Origin of the sequence: Pseudomonas sp. Larv2_ips (assembly GCF_963879675.1) — a bacterium.
GTDB lineage: Bacteria > Pseudomonadota > Gammaproteobacteria > Pseudomonadales > Pseudomonadaceae > Aquipseudomonas.
In genome coordinates this window covers 1,213,689-1,239,704 of the sequence record NZ_CAWOAW010000027.1, presented here as the reverse complement: position 1 = coordinate 1,239,704, position 26,016 = coordinate 1,213,689, and the positions used below count along the sequence as shown (strand labels likewise).

At 60.0% G+C, this 26,016-nt stretch carries 20 protein-coding genes and 1 pseudogene; 12 read left to right on the top strand and 9 right to left on the bottom strand.

Going from position 1 to position 26,016, the window contains the following annotated elements; translation table 11 throughout:
- Positions 1–8 precede the first annotated feature (8 nt).
- The 8 genes and pseudogenes from AACV02_RS22580 (at position 9) to cobA (ending at position 11,381) form a co-directional block, all read left to right on the top strand.
- Positions 9–1,235, top strand: coding sequence for a CmpA/NrtA family ABC transporter substrate-binding protein (locus AACV02_RS22580; protein WP_119742109.1), 1,227 nt, complete (start codon positions 9–11; stop codon positions 1,233–1,235).
- Between the two features lie 13 nt (positions 1,236–1,248).
- On the top strand, positions 1,249–1,824 hold the full coding sequence (locus tag AACV02_RS22575; RefSeq protein ID WP_083357333.1) for an ANTAR domain-containing response regulator: 576 nt from the start codon (positions 1,249–1,251) through the stop codon (positions 1,822–1,824).
- A 211-nt stretch (positions 1,825–2,035) separates the two neighbouring features.
- Positions 2,036–3,247 carry a nitrate/nitrite transporter gene (locus AACV02_RS22570; RefSeq protein ID WP_119742107.1) on the top strand — a complete coding sequence of 404 codons (1,212 nt, stop codon included), beginning with the start codon at positions 2,036–2,038 and terminating at the stop codon, positions 3,245–3,247.
- Positions 3,247–4,918, top strand: a pseudogene (locus AACV02_RS22565) (protein kinase domain-containing protein). Before AACV02_RS22570 ends, AACV02_RS22565 begins: the two are co-directional and overlap by 1 nt.
- Before the next feature lie 234 nt (positions 4,919–5,152).
- Positions 5,153–7,606: a nitrite reductase large subunit NirB gene (nirB, locus tag AACV02_RS22560; protein WP_119742104.1), complete on the top strand. Its 2,454-nt coding sequence runs from the start codon at positions 5,153–5,155 to the stop codon at positions 7,604–7,606.
- Positions 7,603–7,920, top strand: coding sequence for a nitrite reductase small subunit NirD (gene nirD / locus AACV02_RS22555; RefSeq protein ID WP_017134764.1), 318 nt, complete (start codon positions 7,603–7,605; stop codon positions 7,918–7,920). Before nirB ends, nirD begins: the two co-directional genes overlap by 4 nt.
- Positions 7,920–10,628 (top strand): nitrate reductase, encoded by a 2,709-nt coding sequence (locus AACV02_RS22550; RefSeq protein ID WP_119742102.1) that lies wholly within the window; start codon positions 7,920–7,922, stop codon positions 10,626–10,628. The genes nirD and AACV02_RS22550 overlap by 1 nt, the downstream gene beginning before the upstream one ends.
- Before the next feature lie 9 nt (positions 10,629–10,637).
- Positions 10,638–11,381 (top strand): uroporphyrinogen-III C-methyltransferase, encoded by a 744-nt coding sequence (cobA, locus tag AACV02_RS22545; protein ID WP_119742100.1) that lies wholly within the window; start codon positions 10,638–10,640, stop codon positions 11,379–11,381.
- A 60-nt stretch (positions 11,382–11,441) separates the two neighbouring features.
- Here cobA and AACV02_RS22540 read toward each other — a convergent pair whose 3' ends face one another.
- The 8 genes from AACV02_RS22540 to ppsA form a co-directional block, all read right to left on the bottom strand.
- Positions 11,442–12,425: an OmpA family protein gene (locus AACV02_RS22540; protein ID WP_106576304.1), complete on the bottom strand. Its 984-nt coding sequence runs from the start codon at positions 12,423–12,425 to the stop codon at positions 11,442–11,444.
- 107 nt (positions 12,426–12,532) lie between these two features.
- On the bottom strand, positions 12,533–13,123 hold the full coding sequence (gene sigX, locus AACV02_RS22535) for an RNA polymerase sigma factor SigX (protein ID WP_034120675.1): 591 nt from the start codon (positions 13,121–13,123) through the stop codon (positions 12,533–12,535).
- Positions 13,124–13,210: 87 nt separating this feature from the next.
- Positions 13,211–14,035 carry a mechanosensitive ion channel family protein gene (locus tag AACV02_RS22530; RefSeq protein WP_003193288.1) on the bottom strand — a complete coding sequence of 275 codons (825 nt, stop codon included), beginning with the start codon at positions 14,033–14,035 and terminating at the stop codon, positions 13,211–13,213.
- A 2-nt stretch (positions 14,036–14,037) separates the two neighbouring features.
- Positions 14,038–14,283: a hypothetical protein gene (locus AACV02_RS22525; RefSeq protein ID WP_005790375.1), complete on the bottom strand. Its 246-nt coding sequence runs from the start codon at positions 14,281–14,283 to the stop codon at positions 14,038–14,040.
- Between the two features lie 86 nt (positions 14,284–14,369).
- Positions 14,370–15,365 (bottom strand): zinc transporter ZntB, encoded by a 996-nt coding sequence (locus AACV02_RS22520; RefSeq protein WP_106576303.1) that lies wholly within the window; start codon positions 15,363–15,365, stop codon positions 14,370–14,372.
- A 25-nt stretch (positions 15,366–15,390) separates the two neighbouring features.
- The gene (gene rraA, locus AACV02_RS22515; RefSeq protein ID WP_106576302.1) at positions 15,391–15,882 is read right to left on the bottom strand and encodes a ribonuclease E activity regulator RraA; all 492 of its coding nucleotides are present in this window, start codon (positions 15,880–15,882) and stop codon (positions 15,391–15,393) included.
- 230 nt (positions 15,883–16,112) lie between these two features.
- Complete coding sequence (locus tag AACV02_RS22510) at positions 16,113–17,102, bottom strand: alpha/beta fold hydrolase (RefSeq protein ID WP_119742098.1); 990 nt, start codon at positions 17,100–17,102, stop codon at positions 16,113–16,115.
- A 106-nt stretch (positions 17,103–17,208) separates the two neighbouring features.
- On the bottom strand, positions 17,209–19,584 hold the full coding sequence (ppsA, locus tag AACV02_RS22505) for a phosphoenolpyruvate synthase (RefSeq protein ID WP_106576300.1): 2,376 nt from the start codon (positions 19,582–19,584) through the stop codon (positions 17,209–17,211).
- A gap of 178 nt (positions 19,585–19,762) precedes the next feature.
- Here ppsA and ppsR point away from each other — a divergent pair, with 178 nt between their 5' ends.
- Complete coding sequence (gene ppsR / locus AACV02_RS22500; protein WP_058412273.1) at positions 19,763–20,581, top strand: posphoenolpyruvate synthetase regulatory kinase/phosphorylase PpsR; 819 nt, start codon at positions 19,763–19,765, stop codon at positions 20,579–20,581.
- A gap of 109 nt (positions 20,582–20,690) precedes the next feature.
- Here ppsR and AACV02_RS22495 read toward each other — a convergent pair whose 3' ends face one another.
- On the bottom strand, positions 20,691–22,115 hold the full coding sequence (locus tag AACV02_RS22495; RefSeq protein ID WP_106576709.1) for an aminotransferase-like domain-containing protein: 1,425 nt from the start codon (positions 22,113–22,115) through the stop codon (positions 20,691–20,693).
- Between the two features lie 160 nt (positions 22,116–22,275).
- Between AACV02_RS22495 and AACV02_RS22490 the strand changes: the two genes are divergently transcribed.
- Genes AACV02_RS22490 through AACV02_RS22480 form a run of 3 tightly spaced genes read left to right on the top strand, consistent with a single transcriptional unit; the run spans position 22,276 to position 26,000 of the window.
- Positions 22,276–23,169, top strand: coding sequence for a DMT family transporter (locus AACV02_RS22490; RefSeq protein WP_164487959.1), 894 nt, complete (start codon positions 22,276–22,278; stop codon positions 23,167–23,169).
- 38 nt (positions 23,170–23,207) lie between these two features.
- A complete protein-coding gene (gene moeB / locus AACV02_RS22485; protein WP_106576298.1) occupies positions 23,208–25,070 on the top strand; it encodes a molybdopterin-synthase adenylyltransferase MoeB in 1,863 nt (620 codons plus the stop codon).
- A gap of 15 nt (positions 25,071–25,085) precedes the next feature.
- Entirely contained in the window at positions 25,086–26,000 is a 915-nt protein-coding gene (locus AACV02_RS22480) for a PLP-dependent cysteine synthase family protein (protein WP_119742096.1), read from the top strand.
- Positions 26,001–26,016: the final 16 nt, after the last annotated feature.

Sequence of the window (26,016 nt, the reverse complement as noted above, 5' to 3'; positions counted from 1 at the left end):
GAGTGTTGATGAACGATTCGGTCGGCAACAACCCGGTGAACCATTCGCTGGCCTGGGTAAACGGCAGTGACGCCCCGGAAAAGAGCAGCCTCGACCTGGGCTTCATGGCGCTGACCGATTGCGCCTCGCTGGTGGTCGCCGCCACCCAGGGTTTCGCGCAACCCTACGGCCTGACGCTGAACCTCAAGCGTCAATCGTCCTGGGCCAACCTGCGCGACAAACTGGTCAGCGGCGAACTGGATGCCGCCCATAGCCTCTATGGACTGATCTATGCCGTGCACCTGGGCATCGGTGGCGTAGCGCCGACCGACATGGCCGTTCTGATGGGGCTCAACCAGAACGGTCAAAGCATCAACCTGTCCCACGGCCTGCAACAGCAAGGCGTGATCACTCCTGAGGCACTGGACCGCCACGTGCACCAAAGCCGCACAAAACTGACCTTTGCACAGACATTTCCCACAGGCACTCACGCCATGTGGCTGTATTACTGGCTGGCGAGCCAAGGCATTCATCCGTTGCACGACGTCGACAGCGTGGTGGTACCGCCGCCGCAGATGGTCGCGCACCTGCAAGCCGGGCGCATCGACGGGTTCTGTGTCGGCGAGCCCTGGTGTGCCAGCGCGGTCAAGCAAAACCAGGGGTTCACCCTGGCGACCACCCAGGCGATCTGGCCGAATCATCCGGAAAAGGTTCTAGGTTGCACCCAGGCGTTTGTCGATCAATATCCGAACACTGCGCGCATCCTGGTGATGGCGATTCTCGAGGCCAGCCGCTTTATCGAGCAAAGCCATGAAAACCGCCGCTCCACCGCACAATTACTCAGTGCTCGCGACTACCTCGATGCGCCGCTCGACTGCATCGAGCCGCGCCTGCTGGGTGCTTATGACGACGGCCTCGGCCACCAGTGGCAAGACCCACATGCCCTGCGGTTTTTCGGCGATGGCGAGGTGAACCTGCCGTACCTTTGCGACGGCATGTGGTTCATGACCCAGTTTCGGCGCTGGGGCTTGCTGCGCGAAGATCCGGACTACCTGGGCGTGGCCCGCCACGTGCAGCAACTGGCTTTATACCGTCAGGCCGCTGCCGCCGTCGGCGTCAATGCAAACGCAGCGGACATGCGCAGCAGCCAACTGATCGACGGCAAAATCTGGGACGGCTCCGACCCCGCCACCTACGCGCGCAGCTTTCGACTGCACGCCATGGCAGACCACTCCAGCCACCAGGCGCAGCGCTGACAGGACGACCTTTATGTTACGCATCCTGTTGATCAACGATACGCCGCGCAAGGTCGGGCGCCTCAAGGCCGCATTGATCGAAGCCGGGTTCGAGGTGATCGATGAGTCCGGCCTGACCATCGACCTGCCCGCGCGCGTCGAAACGGTGCGCCCGGACGTGATCCTGATCGATACCGAGTCACCTGGCCGAGATGTAATGGAGCAGGTGGTACTGGTCAGCCGCGATCAGCCCCGGCCGATCGTGATGTTTACCGACGAGCACGACCCGAACGTGATGCGCCAGGCCATCAAATCCGGGGTCAGCGCTTATATCGTCGAAGGCATTCAGGCCCAGCGCCTGCAGCCGATCCTGGACGTGGCCATGGCCCGTTTTGAAAGCGATCAGGCCTTGCGCGCCCAGCTCCAGGCGCGCGACCAGCAACTGGCCGAGCGTAAACGAATCGAGCTGGCCAAAGGCATGCTGATGAAAATGAAGCACTGCAACGAAGAAGAGGCCTACACCCTGATGCGCCGCCAAGCCATGAGCCGCCAACAGAAACTGATCCAGGTGGCGGAGCAGATTATCGCCATGAGCGAGTTGCTCGGCTGATCTGGCGCAGCTCTTGCTAAGCATTCACCACAGGTAACCAACGGCGGTTGCCCCTTCCACGACAAAGACGTCGCACATCCGGTTTGCCCTCGCGAGCCCGGTGGCGGCGTTTTTTCGTTTTGGCCCCAGAGCCTGGGGCCGGTGGGGTGGCCTTTAGCCGGCGGCCCCATCACTTGGCCTTCTTACAAGATCCCAACCGTTGAGGTGCGTGATGAAATCAAGCTTCTGGAAATCCGGGCACACCCCGACCCTGTTTGCCGCGTTCCTGTATTTCGACCTGAGCTTCATGGTCTGGTACCTGTTGGGACCGCTGGCGGTGCAGATCGCCGCCGACCTGCACCTGACCACTCAACAGCGCGGACTGGTAGTGGCCACGCCGATCCTGGCCGGCGCGGTGCTGCGTTTTCTGATGGGCATGCTGGCCGACAAACTGTCGCCTAAAACCGCCGGGCTGATCGGCCAGGTCATTGTGATTGCCGCACTGTTCGGCGCCTGGCAACTGGGCATTCACAGTTACGAGCAGGCCCTGCTGCTGGGCATGTTCCTGGGCATGGCGGGCGCCTCGTTTGCGGTCGCCCTGCCGCTGGCCTCTCAGTGGTATCCCGCTGAACACCAGGGCAAGGCCATGGGCATCGCCGGTGCCGGCAACTCCGGCACCGTGTTTGCTGCATTGCTGGCACCGGTACTCGCCGCCGCGTTTGGCTGGAGCAATGTGTTCGGCTTCGCGCTGATTCCATTGGTCATCACGTTGGTTGTCTTCGCCTGGCTTGCGCGCAATGCCCCGGAACGCCCGAAGGCCAAATCCATGGCCGACTACTTTAAAGCCCTGGGCGACCGCGACAGCTGGTGGTTCATGTTCTTTTACAGCGTGACGTTCGGCGGCTTTATCGGCCTGGCCAGCGCCCTGCCCGGCTACTTTAACGACCAATACGGCTTGAGCCCGGTGACTGCTGGCTACTACACCGCGGCCTGTGTGTTTGGCGGCAGCCTGATGCGCCCGTTGGGTGGCGCCCTGGCGGACCGTTTCGGCGGGATTCGCACCCTGCTCGGCATGTACAGCGTGGCGGCGATCTGCATCGCAGCGGTGGGTTTCAACCTGCCAAGTTCTTACGCTGCGTTGGCACTTTTCGTCTGCACCATGCTCGGCCTCGGAGCAGGTAATGGTGCGGTGTTTCAATTGGTACCCCAGCGTTTTCGCCGCGAGATCGGCGTGATGACCGGCCTGATCGGCATGGCCGGCGGGATCGGCGGCTTCGCCCTCGCGGCAGGCATGGGCGCGATCAAGCAAAGCACCGGCAGTTATCAAATGGCCCTGTGGCTGTTCGCCAGCCTCGGCGTGCTGGCCTGGTTCGGCCTGCACGGGGTCAAACGTCGCTGGAGAACCACCTGGGGTTCGGCTGCCGCAACCGCCGCACGCGTCTGATGGGCTTGCAACTGAGTGTCGCGCAGGCCAGCGCCATTGGCCCTCGGGCCGAAAACCAGGACGCCCTGCGCGTCGTCACCCCCGTGGCAGAGCTGGCGGCGAGTAAAGGTTACCTGTGCGCCATCGCCGATGGCGTCAGCCAATGCGCCGATGGCGGCCTGGCTGCGCGCTCGACCTTGCAGGCGCTGGCGCTGGACTACTACGCCACGCCGCAAACCTGGGGCGTGGCCCAGGCGCTCGAGCGTCTGTTGCTGGCGCAGAATCGCTGGCTGCAGGCCAACGGCGGCGGCCAGCCGCTGCTGACCACCTTGAGTGCACTGGTGTTTCGCGGCCAACGTTTCACCCTCGCGCATGTCGGCGATTGCCGGGTGTATCGCTGGCTGGACGGCGAGTTGCAGCGCATCAGCGAAGACCATGTGTGGGAACAGCCGGGCATGCAGCACGTGCTCAAGCGCGCGCTCGGTCTGGACCAGCACCTGGTGCTGGATTTTCTCGACGGTGAACTGCGCGCAGGCGAATGTTTTTTATTGCTCAGCGATGGTGTGTGGGCCGCCTTGGGTGAGCACAGCATCAGTGCGATCCTGCGCGAGCAAACTGACCTCGATGTGGCGGTCAACACGCTGGTCAACGCCGCGCACCTGGCCGCCAGCCAGGACAATGCCAGCGCCCTGCTGGTGCGCATCGACCAGCTCGGCGCCGCCACCCTTGGTGATGCGCTGGTGCAGTTGCAGCAATGGCCGCTGCCACCGCCGCTCAAACCTGGGCAACGCTTTGAAGGCTGGCAGGTTGAAAGCCTGCTGGCGCAGAGTCGACAGTCGTTGCTGTACCGGGTACGTGATGCCCAGCAACAACCCTGGCTGCTGAAAACCTTGCCGCTCAACCGCGACGATGACAGCGATGCCGGCCAAGCGCTGCTATCTGAAGAGTGGTTTTTGCGGCGGGTTGCCGGGCGCGCGTTTCCTGAAGTTCACGCGGCCAGTGGGCGCCAGCACCTGTACTACGTGATGCGCGAATACCCGGGGCAAACCCTTGCTGAACTGTTCCGGCAACAGGGCCCATTGCCCCCGGGCGCAGTGGCAGTTCATCGCCGAGCGGCTGCTGCGGGCGATGGGCCTGCTGCATCGGCGACAAATCCTGCACCGCGATATCAAGCCGGAAAACCTGCTGCTGGGCGACGATGGCGAACTGCGCGTGCTGGATTTTGGCCTGGCCTACTGCCCGGGGCTCTCCGAAGACCGCGCTCATTTGCTGCCCGGCACGCCAAGTTTTATCGCACCCGAAGCGTTCAGCGGCGAGCGGCCTACGCCGCAGCAGGATTTATACAGTGTTGGCGTTACCTTGTATTACCTGCTGACCGGGCATTATCCCTACGGCGAAATCGAAGCTTTCCAACGGCCGCGTTTCGCCCAGCCCGTGAGCGCCAGCCGCTACCGTCCCGACCTGCCTGACGGGTTGCCACTGAGTCTGGAACGCGCCGTGGCGGCCTCACCCGCGCAACGTTATGAAACCGCCGAAGAATGGCTGCTGGTGCTGGAGCAGGCCGACCGCCGTGAATTGAGCGTGCGACCACGGCCCTTGCTGGAGCGCGAACCGCTCAAGGTCTGGCAAAGCCTGGCCGCCGTGTCGCTGCTGGTCAATCTGGTGCTGCTGTACTGGCTGTTGCACCACTAGAGGGCAAATCCCCAGGCGGCTTTGACTCAAAGCCCCTATAAACCCGCAGGCTGGCCAACTTGGCACAGCCACTGCATTAGCTTCCCCAACAACACACATACAGCCGCCCCTTCAACGTCGAAGGGCGAGCTTCCCGAGAGAACGGGACCAGGACAAAGGCGTCCTCGCTAGATCACTAGCGGGGACGCCTTTTTTTGTTTGCGCGTAATTGGTCGAGCCATTGCGGAGAACGACATGAAAAAACTCAAATTGGTGATGATCGGCAACGGCATGGCCGGGGTTCGCACCCTTGAAGAATTACTCAAACTGAGCAGCGACCTGTACGACATCACCGTGTTCGGCGCCGAGCCCCACACCAACTACAACCGCATTCTGCTGTCGCCGGTGCTGGCCGGCGAGCAAACGTTCGAAGAGATCGTGCTCAACGATCTCGACTGGTACCTGGATAACCACATCAAGCTGTTGCTCAACCGCAAAGTGGTGCAGATCGACCGTGTCAAACGCCTGGTCATCGCCGAAGACGGCACCACAGCCGAATACGATCGCCTGCTGATCGCCACCGGTTCGACGCCGTTTATCCTGCCGATCCCCGGTAACACCTTGCAGGGCGTGATCGGCTACCGCGACATCGCCGACACTCAGGCCATGATCGACACCGCCAAGACCCACACGCATGCTGTTGTGATCGGCGGTGGCCTGCTCGGCCTGGAGGCCGCCAACGGCCTGATGCTGCGCGGCATGCACGTGACCGTGGTGCATATCGGCGAATGGCTGTTGGAGCGGCAACTGGACAAGACCAGCGGCCAATTGCTGCAAACCGAACTGGAAAGCCGTGGCCTGGTGTTCCGTCTGCGTGAACAGACCCAGGCACTGCACGACGCCGGCAACGGCCGCGTCGGCTCGGTGCAATTCAAGAATGGCGACGTCATCCCCGCTGACCTGGTGGTGATGGCTGCCGGCATTCGCCCCAACACCGAACTCGCAGAAAAATCCGGCATCCCCTGCAACCGCGGGATTCTGGTCAACGACACCTTGCAGACCTACGACCCACGCATTTATGCCATCGGCGAATGCGCCAGCCATCGTGGCATCGCCTATGGCCTGGTTGCGCCACTGTTCGAGCAAGCCAAAGTCTGCGCCAATCACCTGGCGCAGCTGGGATTTGCCACCTACAAGGGCTCGGTCACCTCAACCAAATTGAAGGTCACCGGTATCGACCTGTTCTCCGCCGGCGACTTTATGGGCGGCGAAGGCACCGAAACCATCACCCTCAGCGACCCAATTGGCGGCGTGTACAAAAAACTGGTGATCAAGGACGACATCCTGGTCGGTGCCTGCCTGTACGGCGATACCGCTGACGGCGGTTGGTATTTCCGTCAGATCCGTGAGAACCATGCGATAGGCGAGATCCGCGACCACCTGATGTTCGGCGAAAACGCATTAGGCGATGTCGGCCATCAAGGCCAGGACAAGGCCATGAGCATGGCCGACAACGCCGAAGTCTGCGGTTGCAACGGCGTATGCAAGGGCACCATCGTCAAGGCCATCCAGGCACACGGGCTGTTCAGCGTTGACGAGGTCAAGAAGCACACCAAGGCCGCCAGCTCCTGTGGCTCCTGCGCCGGGCTGGTGGAACAGATCCTGATCAACACCGTTGGCGGTGCCGCGGACGTCAAACCGAAGAGCGAAAAAGCGATCTGCGGTTGCAGCGACCTCAACCACGGGCAAATCCGCCAGGCCATCCGCGATCAGCACTTGCTGACCATCGCCGGCACCATGAGCTACTTGAACTGGCGCACGCCCAACGGCTGCGCCACCTGCCGCCCGGCCCTCAACTACTACCTGATTTCCACCTGGCCGGGCGAAGCCAGGGATGATCCGCAATCGCGCCTGATCAACGAACGTGCCCACGCCAATATTCAGAAAGACGGCACCTACTCCGTAGTCCCGAGGATGTGGGGCGGTGTGACCAATCCGTCAGAGCTGCGGCGTATTGCCGACGTGGCCGACAAGTACAACGTGCCGATGGTCAAGGTCACCGGCGGTCAACGCATCGACCTGCTGGGCATCAAGAAACAGGACCTGCCAGGGGTTTGGAAGGACCTCGACATGCCTTCCGGTCACGCCTATGGCAAATCCATCCGCACCGTGAAGACCTGCGTCGGCAGTGAGTTCTGCCGTTTTGGCACACAGAATTCGACGCAGCTGGGCATTGAGCTGGAGCATGACCTGTTCAATATGTGGTCGCCGCACAAGGTCAAGTTGGCGGTGTCCGGTTGCCCACGCAATTGCTCGGAAGCCGGCATCAAGGACGTGGGCATCATCGGCGTGGACTCCGGCTGGGAGATGTACATCGGCGGCAACGGCGGGATCAAAACCGAAGTCGCGGAGTTCTTTGTCAAGCTGAAAACCGCCGAAGAAGTCCGTGAATACAACGGCGCCTTCCTACAGCTTTACCGCGAAGAAGCCTTCTACCTCGAGCGCACCGTGCACTACCTGCAACGCGTGGGCATGGAGCACATCAAGAAGGCCGTACTGGAAGACCCGGCTCGCCGCCAAGCCCTCAACGAGCGTCTGCAGTTTTCGCTGTCGTTCGAACAAGACCCTTGGAAAGAACGCCTGGAACAGCCGCTGCTGAAAAAGGAATTCGAGGTCATCCCCGTCAAACAGCTGGAGGTCTCGGTATGAACTGGCTGGATATCTGCGCACTCGATGAAATCAACGCCCTGGGCTCGCGAATCATCAATGGGCCCAAAGGTGATATCGCGATTTTTCGCACCAGTGATGACGAAGTGTTCGCCCTCGATGACCGCTGCCCGCACAAGGGCGGTCCGTTATCCCAAGGCCTGATCTACGGCAAGCGCGTGGCCTGCCCGCTGCACAACTGGCAGATTGATCTGGCATCCGGCGAAGCCCAGGCACCGGACATCGGCTGCGCGCACCATCACCCCGCCCGCGTGGAAAACGGCCGGGTCATGTTGGCCCTGCGGGACGCGGGTTGATGAACCGCCAGGTCACCGCGTCCACCTGCTGTTATTGCGGGGTGGGTTGCGGCGTGCTGATCGAGCACGACGGCGCGCAGATCCTCGGTGTACAAGGCGACCCGAACCACCCGGCGAACTTCGGCAAGTTGTGCAGCAAAGGCTCAAGTCTGCACCTGACCGGCGACCTGGCGGCCCGCGCGTTGTACCCGGAGCTGCGTCTGGGCAAAGGCTTGGCGCGAGCACGCACCGACTGGGAAACCGCACTGGAGCACGCGGCCAACGTGTTCGCCGAGACCATCAGCGAACACGGGCCGGACAGCGTGGCGTTCTACATTTCCGGGCAATTGCTGACCGAGGACTACTACAGCTTCAACAAGCTCGCGCGCGCGCTGGTCGGCACCAACAACATCGACAGCAACTCGCGGCTGTGCATGTCCTCGGCAGTGGTGGGCTACAAGCGCAGCCTGGGCGCCGATGCGCCGCCGTGCAGTTATGAAGACCTGGAGTGCAGCGACTGCGTAATGATCGTCGGCAGCAACATGGCCTACGCCCACCCGGTATTGTTCCGACGCCTTGAGGAAGCCAAAACGCGGCGCCCGCAGATGAAAGTGCTGGTGATCGACCCACGCCGCACGGACACCTGCGATTTGGCTGACCTGCACCTGGCCATCCTGCCTGGGACGGATGTGGCGTTATTCCACGGGATTTTGCATCTGTTGTTGTGGGAAGACTGGATCGACCGAGACTTCATCCAGGCGCATACCGATGGGCTGGCCGAGCTGAAACGGCTGGTGCATGACTACACGCCGCAAATGGTCACGCAGCTGTGCGGAATCAGCGTCGAACAGCTGCGCCTGTGCGCCGAATGGGTCGGCACCTCCAGCAGTTTTCTGTCGCTGTGGTGCATGGGGCTCAACCAATCCACCGCCGGCAGCGCCAAGAACAGCGCGCTGATCAATTTGCACCTGGCCACCGGCACGCTTGGCCGAGCGGGTTGCGGGCCGTTTTCCCTGACGGGTCAGCCGAATGCGATGGGTGGGCGCGAGACCGGCAGTTTGTCGAATTTGCTGCCCGGCCATCGCGAGGCGGCCAACCCGGAACATCGGGCCGAAGTGGCCGCGTATTGGGGTGTTGAACAACTGCCAGCCAGCACCGGGCTGACAGCCATCGAACTGTTTGAACAGGTACAGGCCGGCAAGATCAAGGCCTTGTGGATCGCCTGCACCAACCCGGCCCAATCCTTGCCCGACCAGAACACCGTGCGCATGGCCTTGGAGACGTGCCCTTTCGTGGTGCTACAGGAGGCTTTTCGTACAACCGAGACGGCCCGTTTCGCTGACCTGCTGTTACCAGCGGCCAGTTGGGGCGAGAAAGAAGGCACGGTGACCAACTCTGAACGGCGCATTTCCCACGTGCGACGGGCAATCGCCCCACCTGGGGAGGCGCGTCCGGATTGGGCAATCACTGTGGATTTTGCCCAGCGCCTGGAGCGACGTCTTTGTCCCGGAAAACTGGGTCTTTTCGCCTTTGAACACCCCTCGCAGATCTTTGATGAGTACAAACTGCTGACCCGCAACCGCGACCTTGACCTGACGGGCATCAGCCATGCCCTGCTCGATCAGATAGGTCCGCAGCAATGGCCGTTTCCCACAGGCGCGCAATCTGGAACTGCGCGCCTGTACACCGACGGCGTGTTCCCCACCGAGAGCGGCCGCGCGCACTTTGTTGCCGACCCCTACCGCGCCGCCAAAGAGCAGCGCGACGCACGCTTCCCGCTGACGCTGATCACCGGCCGCCTGCGTGATCAATGGCACGGCATGAGTCGCACAGGTACTGCAGCCCAGTTGTTTGGGCATGTGAACGAAGCACTGCTGAGCCTGCACCCGGATGAGTTGCGCCGCCATCGCTTCAAGGACGGTGACCTGGTCAACCTCAAGAGCCGTCGCGGCAGCGTGATTGTTGCCATCAACAGTGATGACAGCGTGCGCCCCGGGCAAGCGTTCCTGCCAATGCATTGGGGTGACCGTTTTCTCAAGGGGGGCGTAAATACGTTGACCCAGCCAGCCTTCGACCCTTTGTCGAAACAGCCGGAACTCAAACACAGCGGTGTGCGCCTGGAGGCTGTGCAGCTGCCGTGGCAGCTGTTTGCGTTGATCGAAGGCGATGTGCAGCAACACGTCGAGGCACTGCGCCCACTGTGCGAGGGCTTTGCCTACGTGAGCCTGAGCCTGGCCGGGCGCGAACGGCCGGCACTGGTGGTGCGCGCGGCACATACCGAGGCGCCCGACCTGCAACTGCTGACGCGTATCGACGCCTTGCTGGGGCTCAACGACGGTCCTGTGATGGCGTATGACGACCCGCGCCGCTCGATCGGTAAACGCGTAAAAATCGAACAAGGCCGGATTACCGCGTTGCGCCTGGCCGGCGAAACCCTGGCTCGGCATTGGCTGCAAAGCCTTTGGCTGGAAGGCCGCACTGACGATCAATTGCGACGCTGGCTGCTGGCACCGCTCAGCGCGCCACCGGGCGGTGCGGCAGCCAGCGGCAAGATTGTGTGCAACTGCAAGAACGTCAGCGAAAACGCCGTGTGCGCAGGCATCACTCGCGGCCTGGACCTTAACGGGCTCAAACAGGCGCTGGGCTGCGGCACGCAATGCGGCTCGTGCGTACCGGAAATCAAACGTCTTTTGGCCAGCAACCCGCAGCCAATCGCAATCAGTGTGTGAGGAAAAAACATGAGCGCAAAAGTCTGGCTGGTGGGTGCGGGGCCCGGTGATCCTGAACTGCTGACCCTGAAGGCGGTGCGGGCGCTCCATGAGGCCGACGTGGTGTTGATTGATGACCTGGTCAACCCGGCTGTGCTGGAACATTGCCTTGACGCGCGGATTATCAGCGTAGGCAAACGCGGTGGCTGCCGTTCGACGCCACAGGATTTTATCCATCGCCTGATGCTGCGTTATGCCCGCCAAGGCAAATGCGTGGTGCGATTAAAGGGTGGTGACCCGTGCATTTTCGGGCGTGGCGGCGAAGAAGCGATGTGGTTGCGCGAACGTGGCGTGGCCGTGGAGTTGGTCAACGGGATCACGGCGGGCCTGGCCGGTGCGACAAACTGCGATATCCCGCTGACGTTGCGCGGGGTCAGTCGCGGTGTAACGCTCGTTACGGCGCATACCCAGGACAACAGCAGCCTGAACTGGCGTGCACTGGCCGAAAGCGGGACGACGTTGGTGGTGTACATGGGCGTGGCGAAACTGGAGGAAATCCGTCAGCAGCTGCTGGAGGGCGCCATGGCAGAGGATATGCCGGTGGCGATGATCGAAAACGCATCGCTGCCTCAACAGCGAGAATGCCGTAGCACGTTGGGGCAGATGCACAAGGATGCGCAGACGTTCGCCTTGAAGAGCCCGGCAATCCTGGTCATCGGCAGTGTCGCCGCGGCTGCACAGGCGGCATGCGTGGCCGTATCCGCCAGCGCTTGAAGCAAACGCCAGACGAAAAAAAGCCCGGCCTAAGCCGGGCTTTTTTTTACCACTCAGTAATTACTGAGCAGCTTGAGCTTCTACCGAGGCTTCTACGCGACGGTTGATAGCACGGCCAGCTTCAGTTGCGTTGTCAGCAACTGGGCGGGATTTGCCATAACCAACCGAGCTTACACGGTTAGGAGCAATACCGTCTTTGACCAGAACTTGCTTGACCGCGTCAGCACGACGCTGGGACAGCTTCTGGTTGTAAGCGTCAGGACCGACGGAGTCAGTGTGACCTTCAACAACGGTGGTGGTTTGTGGGTACTGTTTCATGAAGTCAGCGAGGTTTTTCACGTCGCCGTAGCTGTTAGGCTTAACAACCGACTTGTCGAAGTCGAACTTCACGTCCAGCTCAACACGAACAACCTGAGCAACTGGAGCTTCTGGCTCTGGAGTTGGCTCTGGAGCTGGTGCTGGGGTAGGAGCTGGAGCTACTGCGCCAGCGTTACCGCCGAAGTTTACGCCCAGGCCAACCAGTGCGGAGTAATCCCACTTGCCGTTGTCCAGGTTGTAGTCGGACTCAACACCGGCACGTGCGAACAGGTTGTTGGTGAAGTAGTACTTCACACCAGCGCCAGCGATAGCCAGAGTGGACTGGTCGCGACCTTTGTGGCCGTCAACTTCAACGTTGGTACGGCTCTGGTGACCGAAACCACCTTCAACGTATGGACGCAGGGAGTCAACACCAGCCTGACCGAAGTGGTACTGAGCAGTCACGCTGCCAGTGTCACCTTTGATCTTCTGGCTGCCAGTACCGTCGTTCGAACGGGTGTGGTTGGTGGTGTCGTAGTTCAGGTTGATCGACACGTCGTCGGTCAAGAAGTAACCGATGCTTGCGCCAGGGTTGAAGCCGTCTTCGATGTGCTTAACGCTATCGTTGTACTGCTTCTTGTAGAACAGCTGGCCTTCAACTGCGCCTTGGCCTTGTGCCAGAGCGCCGAAAGAAGTGGCAGCAATAAGAGAACCAATGGCAAAGCCCAAGGTGTTTTTCAGTTTCATCCGTTAAATCCCCATCTGGTGATTGTAAAGCAGTCCCACAAACCGGGGGACAACTCGGCGACAAGTCTAACAGAACTTGCCTACACGTAAGAGATATTTGCCACGCACTAAGTTTCAGTCTCGCCCGCAAATTTCTCACGTAATTTATCAAGAGCACGCTTGTAACGCATTTTTGTAGCACTCAAACCCATGTGCATGATGTCAGCAATTTCCTGAAACTCCAGCTCTGCGACAAATCGTAGCACCAAAATTTCGCGGTCAATTGGGTTCACATGCACCAACCAGCGATCAAGTCCGCCCTTTTCCTCGGGTGCTGGCGCCTTTTCTTCAGACGCTTCCTCAAGGGGGTCCAGACTCAAAGCGTCCATCAACCGACGCTTTCGCCGCTCCTTACGATACTGCGTGATGCACTCGTTGTACGTGATGCTGTAGAGCCATGTCTTGAACTTCGATTTGCCCTCGAAGTTCTTCAGGCCATACAGCACCTTGAGCATCACTTCCTGACAGACATCGTCCGCATCTCTATCGTTCCCTAAATACCTTGAACAAACGTTGAACAGAGTGCGTTGATATCTGCGCATCAATTCTTCGTACGCGCGTGTAACGTGAAACAGCTCTGTGTGTGCGCGCGCGACCAACTCCTCATCAGAGAGCTCACGGGGGTCATAGCGCGTGGACAGCGTTTGGGCTTTATTCAAAACAAGTCGTGCCGGCAGTCAGGTCAATGTCCGCTGCAGCCCGGTTACCCGGGTTTGCGGCGGCGTACATTAGCAGGGTTTGCCGGATTAGCGGCTACTGACCTGCTGCTCCAGGAGAATCCGATTGGACAGCGATACCAGCTCACCGTCATCGGTCAGCACGGTCGTCTTGACTGTGCCGATCTCCTCGATTTGCCCTTCGACCTCGCCCACACGCACCTGTTGCCCAACCTGATACAGCTCACGCACATAGATTCCCGCAAGAATCTGACCGGCAATTTCCCGGCTTCCCAACCCCATGGCCAGCGCAACGGCCAGACCAACGGTAATCAAAACAATCACAATCACATGGTTGAGCAGGTCAGTTTTGACCTCGAGCTGGCTGATCGCAACGGAAATACTGATGATGATCACCAGCCCCTGAGCGATCCGCCCCAGGCCCGCAGCATAGTCCAGCCCCACGCCTTCAGCGGCTCCGCGCACCAGCCCATTGGCCAGTTGTGCCAGTAAAACGCCTACGAGCAGCACCAGCGCGCCACCGAAAACTTTCGGCAAATACAGCGCCAGCATGTCGAGCGTAGCTGAAACTCGCTCAAGTCCAAGGGATTGAGCAGCAGAAACCAGAAAAATAAGTAAAACGAACCAGTAAACGATCTTCCCGATGAGGGTCGAGATCGGCACTTGCAGCCCCGCACGACCCAACAGCTTGGTCAGGCCCGTGCCTGCCATCAAGCGGTCCAGGCCCAGTTTTGCAAGCAATTTGGACAGCAGGGTGTCGAGCAGCTTGGCCACGACAAAGCCCAGCAAGACCAAAACCAGAGCACCAAACAGGTTGGGAATGAAATTCGCCACCTTGGTCCACAATGCAGTCATCGCAGTGACCAGGCTCTGGGTCCAGAGATCAAGTTCCATATTCAATCAGCCTTATCAGCAGTGCGAGCAAGAGGTTTACGACGGGAAACCGGCGATACATGGGCCGAACCATTGTTCAAAGCCATCATCAGCGCCGGCAGCCAGCGACCGAGCAGCCCGAACAGATCTCCCGCACCGACCTGACGGTTGGCGGTTTTCAACACGCGACCCAGGCAAGCGTCGTCGTCACGGTTGGACGGCGAAGCATTAAGCATGTCACGCAAAGACTGTTCGAACGGATCGTGCATAAAGACCTCTCGCAAGTGATTTAAAAGACGAGGGTTAAATTCCCGGGGTCACATGTCCCCCCTACTACGTTCAGGTCATATTCAGGTCAAACCCAGCGCAATCGTCGAAACAGCCACCATTGTCCCAACGCGACGGCCACCATCATCAGGCACGCAATCATGAATCCGTAGGGGCTGGCGGAGAACGGAATACCGCCCACATTTATGCCCAGCAAACCGGTGAGAAAACTCATCGGCAAAAAAATCCCGGTGATGATACCGAAGCGGTACATGGTGCGGTTCATCCGCAGGCTCAATCGCCGGTCTTCGGTCTCAAGCACAAGCCCCACGCGCTCTCGAGCCAATTCGAGTTCTTCCAGGTAACGCGTCAGGCTGTTGTGTAATTCGTTCCAGTAGTCAGCATCGTCATCACAAAACCACGGCAATTTGGTTCGCGTCAGTTGGGCAAAAATATCTCGCTGAGGGGCGAGAAAACGTTTGAGCCCTGCCGCGCGCCGACGGATCTGCAGGACGCTGCCATGTTCCGGAGTATACCGTTCGTCGGCATCCAGTTTTTCTTCTTCGATATCGACAACTTCAGACAGGTCGGTAACCAGATCCTGCACTTTGTTGGTCAGGTACTGCGCCATATAAAGGATGAGTTCCGAAGCGGTTTTCGGTCCTTTCCCCTCCGCCAGTTGCACCAGCAACTCATCCGTGGCGCGCAGCGGACGCAGGCGCAAGGAAATCACGCGATCGGCCGCTGCGAAGATACGCACCGACACCATGTCTTCCGGTTCGGCGCCCGGGTTCAGGTTGACCCCGCGCAGAAACAGCAGCAATTGGGCTTCGGGCAGCGGCAACAGGCGCGGACGGGTATTTTCCTCCAGCAGCAAGTCGCAGGCAAACTCGCTCAAGCCGCTGGATTTACGCAGCCAGGTCTGGGTCTGCGGATGGCTGCGATCCCAATGCAGCCACAGGCTTTCCTGAGGCTGCAGTTGCAAGTCGTCGAGCTCAGTCCGGGCAATCGAACGCGCACCGCCTTTACCGTCCAGCACCAGGGCATGCACCAGCCCCCATTGCGCGTTTTCTTCCTCGAACATCCTCACCCCTATCGGCTACAGCAGTTTATTCAGGCATTGTCAGCGGGCTGGGCGAGACGATCACGCCATTATTGTCCGCATAGATGTACTCACCGGGGCGGAACGTCACGCCGGCGAAGGTCACTGCCACGTTCAGGTCGCCAATGCCGCGCTTGTCGGTCTTCATCGGGTGAGTTGCCAGCGCCTGCACGCCCAGATCGGTTTGGGCAATGACATCGACATCCCGGATGCAGCCGTAGATCACCAGCCCTTCCCACCCGTTCTTTGCGGCTTTCTCGGCAATCATGTCACCGAGCAACGCGCGACGCAGCGAACCACCACCGTCGACCACCAGCACCTTGCCGGCGCCCGGCTGATCGGCCTGTTCCTTGACCAGGGAGTTGTCCTCGAAGCATTTGATGGTGACGATCTCGCCGCCAAAGGAATCCCGGCCACCGAAATTACTGAACATCGGCTCAACCACCTGCACCAGCTCCGGGTAGGCATCGCACAGATCGGGCGTCACGTAATGGTTCATCGAGAAACTCCTGTCATCAAAGAAGAGGTCGAACATCCCACGGTGTACATCAGAAAAACGTGTCGCAACAGGCAATCTTTAACGGTTCACCGGTTGGCGGCGGCCATGATCGGACTCACTTCGTCGCAACGCAATAGCGACTGCGCGACTGAATATGACCAGAAGCGTTTAACGCGTCATATCTTAGCCGCAACCACACACGAGTGAAACGCCCTTGGCAGAGCGCTTGATCAAACAGCTGCCAGTACCTGCGGGTGCGCCCCGGCCAAGGGTGTCAGTGGATCGTTCAACCACCGCGCTACTATTGGCCATACCTCGGCTTGAGCGGCTTTACTGACCAGCATCTCGACATGCCCGAAATCCCCGCTGAAGCCTTGCTGGCGACCCAGACACAAGTATTGGCGGTGCTCGGAGCCGACTTGCTCGAACAACTTGCGGCACGCCCAATCCGGGTCCTGCTGGTCACCGGCGGCACTCACCGCCAACAACGGCACATCGACTTCCGCGAGGCCCTTCCACCAATCCTGTTTCCCATCGCCAAAGCGACCGAACAGGCCGTTCCAACGCATGGCTTCGATCATCACGCCCGCAGGCTCATCCTCCGGACCACGCTTGAGCCGCGCGCCGGACACCTCACCAAAACGTTTCAGGAGCAAACGAGCGGTCCACTCCACCGGGGGAATTTTCAACGGCCAGTGGGTACGGCTGACCTGGCAACCAAACAACGCCACCGAGGCCACCGCTGGCGCCCCCAGGTACTGCCCGCCGAGGGCTGCAGCCAGTGCGGTGCCGCCCAGGGAATGCCCGATCCAGTGCGGGATTTGTGCACTTTGCTCACGCACAAACGCGCCGATGGCCGGCAAATCGTAACGCGCGTAGTCGGCAACGCGATTGCTCGCGTAGTCATGGTTGCGCTTGGACAAGCCATGCCCGCGCATTTCCGCAATCCACACATCAAAGCCCTGGCGCGCCAGATAGGCGCCCAAACCGATGCCTTTGGGCGAGTACCAGAAACGCCGGTTGGAAAAACTACCGTGCAATAAAATTACCGGCGTGCCCCGGTTTTCCGGGACATCGGCCAGGCCCAAACGCGTTACGGCCAGCTCGACGGTACCGTCGGGGCTGTTGCCGGGTTTGAGGCGGTACACGTCTTCACTCAGGTCGCCGCGACGTTCAGCACTGATCAGGGCGACGGGAAACAGGTTGCTGCTGCTTTGCATAATGCTCTTGCACAAAAAAGGGCGGCGTCCGGAAGGAGTTCCGCCCTGCACAGATAAGAATGCCGGTCACCCTTTGGGAGTGACCGGCACTTTTTAAGTCACGACCTTAGGCGGACGCTTGCCCTTCCGCCAGGAAGAACCAGGTCTCCAGCACGGAATCGGGGTTCAGCGAGACGCTCTCGATACCCTGCTCCATCAGCCATTTGGCCAGGTCCGGGTGGTCGGAAGGGCCCTGGCCGCAGATGCCGATGTACTTGCCGGCCTTGTTACAGGCCTGGATGGCGTTGGCCAGCAGCTTCTTGACCGCAGGGTTACGCTCATCGAACAGGTGGGCGATGATCCCCGAGTCACGGTCCAGGCCCAGGGTCAGCTGAGTCAGGTCGTTGGAGCCAATGGAGAAACCGTCGAAGAACTCCAGGAACTCTTCGGCCAAAATGGCGTTGGACGGCAGCTCGCACATCATGATGACGCGCAGGCCGTTTTCACCACGGCTCAGGCCGTTTTCTGCGAGCAGGTCGACCACTTGGCTCGCTTCGCCCAAGGTACGCACGAACGGCACCATGATCTCGACGTTGGTCAGGCCCATCTCATTGCGCACGCGCTTGAGAGCACGGCACTCAAGCTCGAAGCAATCGCGGAAGGCCTCGCTGATGTAACGCGAGGCACCACGGAAGCCCAGCATCGGGTTTTCTTCTTCCGGCTCGTAGAGCTTGCCGCCGATCAGGTTGGCGTATTCGTTGGACTTGAAGTCCGACAGCCGCACGATGACCTTTTTCGGGTAGAACGCCGCCGCCAGGGTGCTGATGCCTTCCACCAGCTTCTCGACGTAGAAGCCCACCGGATCGTTGTAGCCGGCGATGCGCTTGTCGACGCTTTCCTTGATGTCCAGCGGCAGGCCGTCGTAGTTCAGCAGAGCCTTGGGGTGCACGCCGATCATGCGGTTGATGATGAATTCCAGGCGGGCCAGGCCCACACCGGCGTTCGGCAACTGCGCGAAATCAAAGGCGCGGTCCGGGTTGCCGACGTTCATCATGATCTTGAACGGCAGGTCCGGCATGGCATCGATGGAGTTTTGCTTGATGTCGAAGCCCAGCTCACCTTCAAAGATGAAACCAGTGTCGCCTTCAGCGCAGGATACGGTCACGCCCTGGCCGTCTTTCAACAGTTGGGTCGCGTTGCCGCAGCCCACCACTGCCGGAATACCCAGCTCGCGGGCGATGATCGCCGCATGGCAGGTGCGCCCGCCACGGTTGGTGACGATGGCGCTGGCGCGCTTCATCACCGGCTCCCAGTCCGGGTCGGTCATGTCGGACACCAGCACGTCGCCCGGCTGGACTTTGTCCATCTCGGACACGTCCTTGATGATCCGCACCTTGCCGGCGCCGATGCGCTGGCCGATGGCACGACCTTCCACCAGCACAGTGCCGGTTTCTTTCAGCAGGTAGCGTTCCATGACGTTGGCGGAGGTGCGGCTTTTCACGGTTTCAGGACGCGCCTGCACGATGTACAGCTTGCCGTCATCACCGTCTTTGGCCCACTCGATGTCCATCGGGCACTTATAGTGCTTTTCGATGATCATCGCTTGTTTGGCCAACTCGCTGACCTCAGCGTCGGTCAGGCAGAAACGCGCGCGCTCGGCCTTGTCCACTTCAACGGTTTTTACCGAGCGACCGGCCTTGGCCTCGTCGCCGTAGATCATCTTGATGGCCTTGCTGCCCAGGTTGCGGCGCAGGATCGCCGGGCGACCGGCCTCAAGCGTGTGTTTGTGTACGTAAAATTCGTCCGGGTTCACCGCGCCTTGAACGACGGTTTCGCCCAGGCCGTAGGCGCCGGTGATGAACACCACGTCACGGAAACCGGATTCAGTGTCCAGGGTGAACATCACGCCGGCGGTGCCGGTTTCCGAACGCACCATGCGCTGCACACCGGCAGACAGGGCCACCAGCTTGTGGTCGAAACCCTGGTGTACGCGGTAGGAAATGGCGCGATCGTTAAAGAGGGAGGCAAATACTTCCTTGGCCGCGCGGATCACGTTTTCGACGCCGCGGATATTCAGGAAGGTTTCCTGCTGACCGGCAAAGGAGGCGTCTGGCAAATCTTCGGCGGTGGCCGAAGAGCGCACGGCGACGGCCATGTCCGGGTTGCCGGCCGACAATGTAGCAAAGGCAGTACGGATTTCTTCGTTGAGCTTCTCGGGGAACTCGGCGTCCATGATCCATTGACGGATCTGGGCACCGGTCTTGGCCAGGGCGTTGACGTCATCGACGTCCAGGGCGTCCAGCGCGGCGTGGATCTGGGCGTTGAGGCCGCTCAGCTCGAGGAAGTCGCGGTAAGCCTGAGCCGTGGTGGCGAAACCACCGGGCACCGAGACACCAGCGCCTGCAAGATTACTGATCATCTCGCCGAGGGATGCGTTCTTGCCCCCCACATGCTCTACATCATGGACGCCGAGCTTATCGAGGGAAACTACGTACTCTACCAAGGTGATCTCTCCACTTTCTGTGTTGGAAAAGCTCAGGACGCCGGCGGCTCAGTAGGAGCAAACGCCAGCGCTTGTGGCCTGGACCTGGAAAATAAGTGAGAATGCGGCCCACTGCGGGACGGCAAAATCGCGCCTATCATATCCAAGATTCGCCATCAGCTTAAGGCCCAGGGCTCAAATGAAACGATCTGCTTTCTTTATCTCCGACGGCACCGGCATCACAGCCGAAACATTGGGTCAGAGCCTGCTCGCGCAGTTCGAAAACATTACCTTCGCCAAATTCACGCGGCCCTATATCGACAGCGTGGATAAAGCGCGGGCCATGGTACAACAAATCAATCTGGCGGCTGAAAAAGACGGTTTTCGCCCGATCATTTTCGACACCATCGTCAATCAAGACATCCGTGAGATCCTCGCCACCTCCAATGGTTTCATGATCGACATCTTCTCCACGTTCCTGGCGCCCCTGGAACAGGAGTTGAGTGAACACTCCTCCTATTCAGTAGGAAAGTCCCATTCCATTGGCCACAACTCCAACTATATGGAGCGTATCGAGGCGGTAAACTTTGCCCTCGACAACGATGACGGCGCCCGCACTCATTATTATGACAAGGCCGATTTGATCCTGGTGGGTGTGTCCCGCTGCGGTAAAACCCCGACGTGCCTGTATATGGCCATGCAGTTCGGTATCCGCGCGGCCAATTACCCGCTGACCGAAGACGACATGGAACACCTGACGCTCCCGGCCGCCCTGCGCGCGCACCAGCACAAGCTGTTCGGTCTAACCATCGACCCGGACCGCCTCACGGCGATTCGTAACGAACGCAAGCCCAATAGCCGCTATTCCAGCTACGCACAGTGCGAGTTCGAAGTACGCGAGGTGGAAAATCTGTTCCGCCGCGAGAATATTGCGCACATCAATTCCACGCATTTTTCGGTGGAAGAAATTTCGGCGAAGATTCTTGTGGAAAAAGGCGTGGAGCGCCGATTCAAATAACTGCGGTGCCTGGGCCGGCCCCTTCGCAGGCAAGCCAGCTCCCACATTTGAATGCATTCCCGTGTAGGGGCTGGCTTGCCTGCGATGAACGATAACGCGGTAAACCGGCCTACAGGTGAAACCGGCCACCCCCCTGCCCCAACGCCGTGGCCAGCGCATCAAACCCCGCCCGCAACAATTGATCGTCACCCGACGTATTGCAGATACTCGCCCGAATAAACTGCGGCACCGCCGTTTGCCCTACGGCAAAGGCCTCGGCCGTGGCGATCAGGTAATTATTCTGCTTGAGTTCCGCTTCGATTTCCGACGCGCGCCATGGCTCCGGCACTTCAATCCAAAAATGCGGACTGTTGAGGTGGGTGCGGTACTCAAGGCCGGTCAGCAGGTCGCGTACCAGGGCTTTGCGGCGGCTGATCTCGTTGATCTGCTGACGTAGCAGGTATTCCGCCGTGCCGTTTTCGATCCACTGGGTCGCCAGCTCCAGGGTGACTGGCGTGGCCATCCAGCACGTCGAGCGCAAGGCCGCCGAAATACGGCTGACCAGCGCCGGTGGTGCGTGCACATAGCCCACCCGCAAACCTGCGGACACCGCCTTGCTCAGGCTACTGATCAAAATCGTACGCTCAGGCGCGAAATGGCTGAGGGGCGGCGGCCGATCTTCTACCAATACGCCGTGGGCTTCGTCTTCCAGAATCAGCAGATTGTGCTCGCGACACACCTTGACCAACGCTTCCCGGCGCGCGACCGACAATACCGCCGTGGTCGGGTTCTGGATGGTGGGCGTGCAATACAACGCCGAAACCCGGTGATTACGACAGACTTCATCCAGCGCGCCCGGCAGCACGCCTTCTTCATCCATCTCCAGGCCGATCAGGCGCACGCCGAGCATGCGCGCGGCCGTGATCAGCCCTGGATAGGTCAGTTGTTCGGTAACCACCGTATCGCCCGCCCGCAGCAATGCCATCATCGCGCACAGCAGGCCATGCTGACCGCCGTTGACGCAGATGACCTGTTCGGGAATCGGATGAAAATCACGCTGCACCAGCCACTGCGCCCCGGCCTCACGGTAGCGCGGCAAACCGGCATCCGGGGTGTAGGCGCTGATGTCCTGGAGAAACTTGGCGTTGGTCGACAACGTTTGGAAGCTCTGGGCCAGAAACACCGTCTCCTGACCAGGAATATGCATGTTACGGCTCATGTCGAAGTAATGGCGCGGCTCCTCGCTGACGTTGCGAAAACCTTCATCACGCTGGCGCTCCATCCCACGCTTGCGCACGAAAGTGCCGTCACCCACTCGCGCCACCACCAACCCGAGGCGTTCCAGTTCGCCGTAGGCTCGGCTGATAGTACCGATGGTCACACCCAGATTGTCGGAAAGCACCCGATGGGGCGGCAGTTTTCGTCCGGGTTCAATCAAGCCTTCAAGGATGCCCCGTTCCATCACATCGGACAGGCGCTTGTACTTCACGCCCTGACCACTGGACAACCCCTCACGCATAATTGACACCATGTCAATATTTGTTTTGACAGCCATCATTCGCCCTAATAGTGTGCTTTTACGGGTTCAATCACCGGATGAAACAACTTAATACACAGTCAATATAGAGTTCAATTCCGGCTCAGGGAAGCAATAAACGATGCCAATGTCCGCCGTTCTTGAAAACACAACAAAAACAAAAACTCAGAAACAGTGGTTGGCCGGCCTGGTAACCAGCGTGATGTTTCTTATCGTGTGCCTGAGTTGGGGCACTACATGGCTGGGGATCAAGATCGCCGTCGAAAGCGTGCCACCGCTGACCTCCGCGGGCTTGCGCTTCCTGATCGCCTTCCCGCTGTTCCTGTGTTTCGCCCTGGTGCGCCGCGAGCCCATCCTGTTCCCGCGTGAAAGCCGCTGGTTCTTCGTATTCGTGACGCTGTCCTACTTCAGCGTTCCCTATTACCTGCTCAACTACGGCGAGATGCATGTTTCTTCAGGCCTCACCGCGCTGCTGTTCAGCTGCATGCCGGTGTTTATCCTGATTTTTTCCGCGCTGTTTCTGCGCGAGCGCATCTATTTTTCCCAGGTGGTCGGCATCGGCATCGGTTTCGGCAGCCTCTACATGATCATCAAGAGCCAGGGCCTGCACCTGGACCACGCCGAGTTCTTCGGAGTGCTGGCGATTCTGACCGCCGCGATCATGCATGCCTTGTGCTACGTCATTACCAAGCAAAAAGGCAGCGCCATCAGCGTGATCACCTACAACACACTGCCCATCGGCATTGCCGGGTTGATGCTGTTTGTGGCCGGTCTGTGGTTTGAAACTCCAACCTTTGAAACCATCACGCTGCGTTCCTGGAGCGCGCTGTTCTACCTGGGGCTGGTGGCGTCGGTGGGCGGGTTTATCGTGTATTTCATGCTGCTCAAGCGCTTGAGTCCGATCATTCTGTCGTTCGTGTTCATCATCTTCCCGGTATTCGCGGTGATCATCGGCGCCTGGTACGAAGGCGTGGAAATTTCCCGTGACCTGATGCTGTATTCCGCCATCCTGCTGGCTGGTTTTGCGATCACCAAGCTGCCTGTCGAAAAACTCCTGGCCAAGAAAAATTGAGCCTCCTGACCCACCCCTATCAGCAACGCGAGAGAAACATGGACGTCCTCCGCCCCAATGCCCTGGAGCAGATCTATGCCCACGCCAGCCGCAGCTACCCAGAGGAATGCTGTGGTTTTGTCTTCGCCGACGGCAGCGTGTACCTGGGCAGCAATATCCAGAACGAATTGCACCGCAAGAACCCCCAGATGTACTCGCGCAGCGCGGCCAACGGCTACACCTTCTCGGTGGCCGACACCCTGTTGATGAACAAGGCGTTGCGCAGTGATAACCCGGTGGTGGTGATCTATCACTCGCACCCGGATGTCGGCGCCTATTTCAGTGACGAAGACCAGGACAAGGCGCTGTTCCTGGGTGAGCCGATCTACCCCGTGAGCTACCTGGTGGTGGATGTACGCCAGGGCAAGGCCCTGGGCTCAAAGCTGTTTGCCTGGGACGGCAAGCATTTCGCCCCTCAACCCTTCAACGACCTGCACACGGAGTTGTCCATGAACGCTGTCTCTTTCCCCGACATTCTGGTTCGCGTGGCCAAGCTGCCGGAGTCGACCCTCGAGGGCACCGGATCGACATTGCGCGAAGTCATTGAAAACCTCTGCAGCAGCCATCCGCAGCTGCGCCCGCACCTGTTTCACGAGCAGAACAATCAGCTTAAGGAACACTTCCTGTTCACGGCCGAGGAAGAACTGATCGACGCCGACGAACCCTTGCCGGAAAAAGCCAGAATCGAAGTGCTGCTCGCCACCTCGGGCGGCATGGACGTGGAGGCTTTAAGCAATGAAGAAGTGCAGCGCTACGTGCGTCATATCACTCTGCCTGGCGTCGGGCGCGAAGGTCAGTTGAACCTGAAAAAGGCCAAGGTATTGATCATCGGCACCGGCGGCCTCGGCTCGCCCATCAGCCTGTACCTGGCGGCGGCCGGCATTGGCACCCTGGGCCTGGTGGACTTCGATGTGGTGGAAAGCAGCAACCTGCAACGCCAGATCGTTCACGGCAACAGCACACTGGGCATGCCCAAGGTCGAGTCGGCCAAGCAGCGCCTGCAGGATCTGAACCGGCACATCCAGATTAACGCGCACGACACCGCCCTCAACGCCGACAACGCCCTGGAGCTGGTAGGCGCCTACGACCTGGTGATCGATGGCACCGATAATTTCGACACGCGTTACCTGGTCAACGACGCCTGCGTGCAGCTGGGTAAACCGCTGGTCTACGGCGCCATCTACCGCTTCGACGGGCAGATCAGCGTGCTCAACTATAAAGGTGGGCCGTGCTACCGCTGCCTGTTTCCCTCTGCACCGCCTGCGGAGCTGGCACCCAACTGCAGCGCCGGCGGCGTAATCGGCGTATTGCCGGGGGTGGTCGGCATGATTCAAGCCACCGAGGCCATCAAGTTGCTGATCGGCATTGGCGAGCCGCTGTCCGGTCGGTTGATGCGCTTCGATGCGCTGGCGATGAAATTCAGCGAAATCCGCTTCAAGCGTCGCGCCGACTGCCCGTGCTGCTCGGCGCTGCGTCGCAGCGAACCCGTGGCGCCGACAGTGTGCGCCGATGCCGTGCCCAGCCAACCGTCACTGGCCGAAGAACGCTACATCAAGCCGCGAGTACTCAAGCAAGTGCTTGAACACCACCGCAGCGCCGATGTGCTGCTGGACGTGCGTGACGCCACTGAGCTGGAGGTGTGCAAACTGCCAGGCGTGGTGCATATCCCCCTGGCCGAACTGGATGAGCAACTGCACAGCCTCAGCCGCGACAATACCCATTACTTGATCTGCTACGCCGGCTCCCGCGCCGAGCAAGCCGCCAGCACTTTGCTGGCCGCCGGTTTCGCCAACACCAAAGTCCTGCAGGGCGGCATGAAACACTGGGTTCGCGACGTCGAACCCGACATGCCTTTGTACTGATCCGGGGGCTGACCGATGTTGCATAACTCCATTCTTGACGTGATCGGCCACACGCCGATCGTGCGTCTGGCGCAGTTTTCCGAAGACCTTGGCATCGAGGTCTACGCCAAGCTGGAATCCCTCAACCCAGGTGGCAGCCACAAGGCACGCATCGCCCTGGGCATGATCCTCGACGCCGAGCGCCGCGGCGTGCTGATGCGCGATTCCGGGCAGACCATCATCGAGCCCAGCGGCGGCAACACCGGCATTGGGCTGGTGATGGCCGGCAACGTGTTGGGTTACAAAGTGGTGCTGGTGATCCCGGACAACTACAGCCCCGAAAAGCAGAAACTGCTGCGCCTGTACGGTGCCAGGGTGGTGCTGTCGGACAGCCGCCTGGGGAACAATTCCCACGGCGAAAAGTGCATGGAGCTGCAGCTGGAAAACCCCAGCTACGTGATGCTCAACCAGCAGCGTAACGGCGCCAATCCGCAAACCCACCGCGACACCACCGCCCCGGAAATCCTCCGCGCGTTCGGTGAACGGCGCGTGGATTATTTCGTCAGCGGCATCGGTACCGGCGGCCACCTCACGGGCATCGGCGAAACGCTCAAGGCCGCCTGGCCTGCACTGCGGGTCATGGGCGTGGAACCGGAGGAATGCGACCTGCTGAAAAACCAGCACGCGCCGCACCATATCCAGGGCCTGTCGATTGGCTTGATCCCGAGCATTCTCAACCTGGACGTGATCGACGGCATGCTCAAGGTGTCGCACCAGGCGTGCATGGACATGATCAAACGCATCATGCGCACCGACGCCATCAGCCTGGGCTTGTCCTCGGCCGCCAACATGGTCGCCATCGCCCAACTCGCCCCCGAACTGCCGCCCGAAACGGTGGTGTTGACCATGGTCTACGACAATGCTGACAGCTACCTGCCCAGTTTCGAATAACCGGTTTCCCAACCAT

Excerpts from the sequence above, each read along its gene's own strand:
- AACV02_RS22580 (WP_119742109.1), top strand. The coding sequence starts at position 9 with ATGAACGATTCGGTCGGCAACAACCCGGTGAACCATTCGCTGGCCTGG.
- AACV02_RS22575 (WP_083357333.1), top strand. The coding sequence starts at position 1,249 with ATGTTACGCATCCTGTTGATCAACGATACGCCGCGCAAGGTCGGGCGC.
- AACV02_RS22570 (WP_119742107.1), top strand. The coding sequence starts at position 2,036 with ATGAAATCAAGCTTCTGGAAATCCGGGCACACCCCGACCCTGTTTGCC.
- nirB (WP_119742104.1), top strand. The coding sequence starts at position 5,153 with ATGAAAAAACTCAAATTGGTGATGATCGGCAACGGCATGGCCGGGGTT.
- nirD (WP_017134764.1), top strand. The coding sequence starts at position 7,603 with ATGAACTGGCTGGATATCTGCGCACTCGATGAAATCAACGCCCTGGGC.
- AACV02_RS22550 (WP_119742102.1), top strand. The coding sequence starts at position 7,920 with ATGAACCGCCAGGTCACCGCGTCCACCTGCTGTTATTGCGGGGTGGGT.
- cobA (WP_119742100.1), top strand. The coding sequence starts at position 10,638 with ATGAGCGCAAAAGTCTGGCTGGTGGGTGCGGGGCCCGGTGATCCTGAA.
- AACV02_RS22540 (WP_106576304.1), bottom strand. The coding sequence starts at position 12,425 with ATGAAACTGAAAAACACCTTGGGCTTTGCCATTGGTTCTCTTATTGCT.
- AACV02_RS22530 (WP_003193288.1), bottom strand. The coding sequence starts at position 14,035 with ATGGAACTTGATCTCTGGACCCAGAGCCTGGTCACTGCGATGACTGCA.
- AACV02_RS22525 (WP_005790375.1), bottom strand. The coding sequence starts at position 14,283 with ATGCACGATCCGTTCGAACAGTCTTTGCGTGACATGCTTAATGCTTCG.
- AACV02_RS22520 (WP_106576303.1), bottom strand. The coding sequence starts at position 15,365 with ATGTTCGAGGAAGAAAACGCGCAATGGGGGCTGGTGCATGCCCTGGTG.
- rraA (WP_106576302.1), bottom strand. The coding sequence starts at position 15,882 with ATGAACCATTACGTGACGCCCGATCTGTGCGATGCCTACCCGGAGCTG.
- AACV02_RS22510 (WP_119742098.1), bottom strand. The coding sequence starts at position 17,102 with ATGCAAAGCAGCAGCAACCTGTTTCCCGTCGCCCTGATCAGTGCTGAA.
- ppsR (WP_058412273.1), top strand. The coding sequence starts at position 19,763 with ATGAAACGATCTGCTTTCTTTATCTCCGACGGCACCGGCATCACAGCC.
- AACV02_RS22495 (WP_106576709.1), bottom strand. The coding sequence starts at position 22,115 with ATGGCTGTCAAAACAAATATTGACATGGTGTCAATTATGCGTGAGGGG.
- moeB (WP_106576298.1), top strand. The coding sequence starts at position 23,208 with ATGGACGTCCTCCGCCCCAATGCCCTGGAGCAGATCTATGCCCACGCC.
- AACV02_RS22480 (WP_119742096.1), top strand. The coding sequence starts at position 25,086 with ATGTTGCATAACTCCATTCTTGACGTGATCGGCCACACGCCGATCGTG.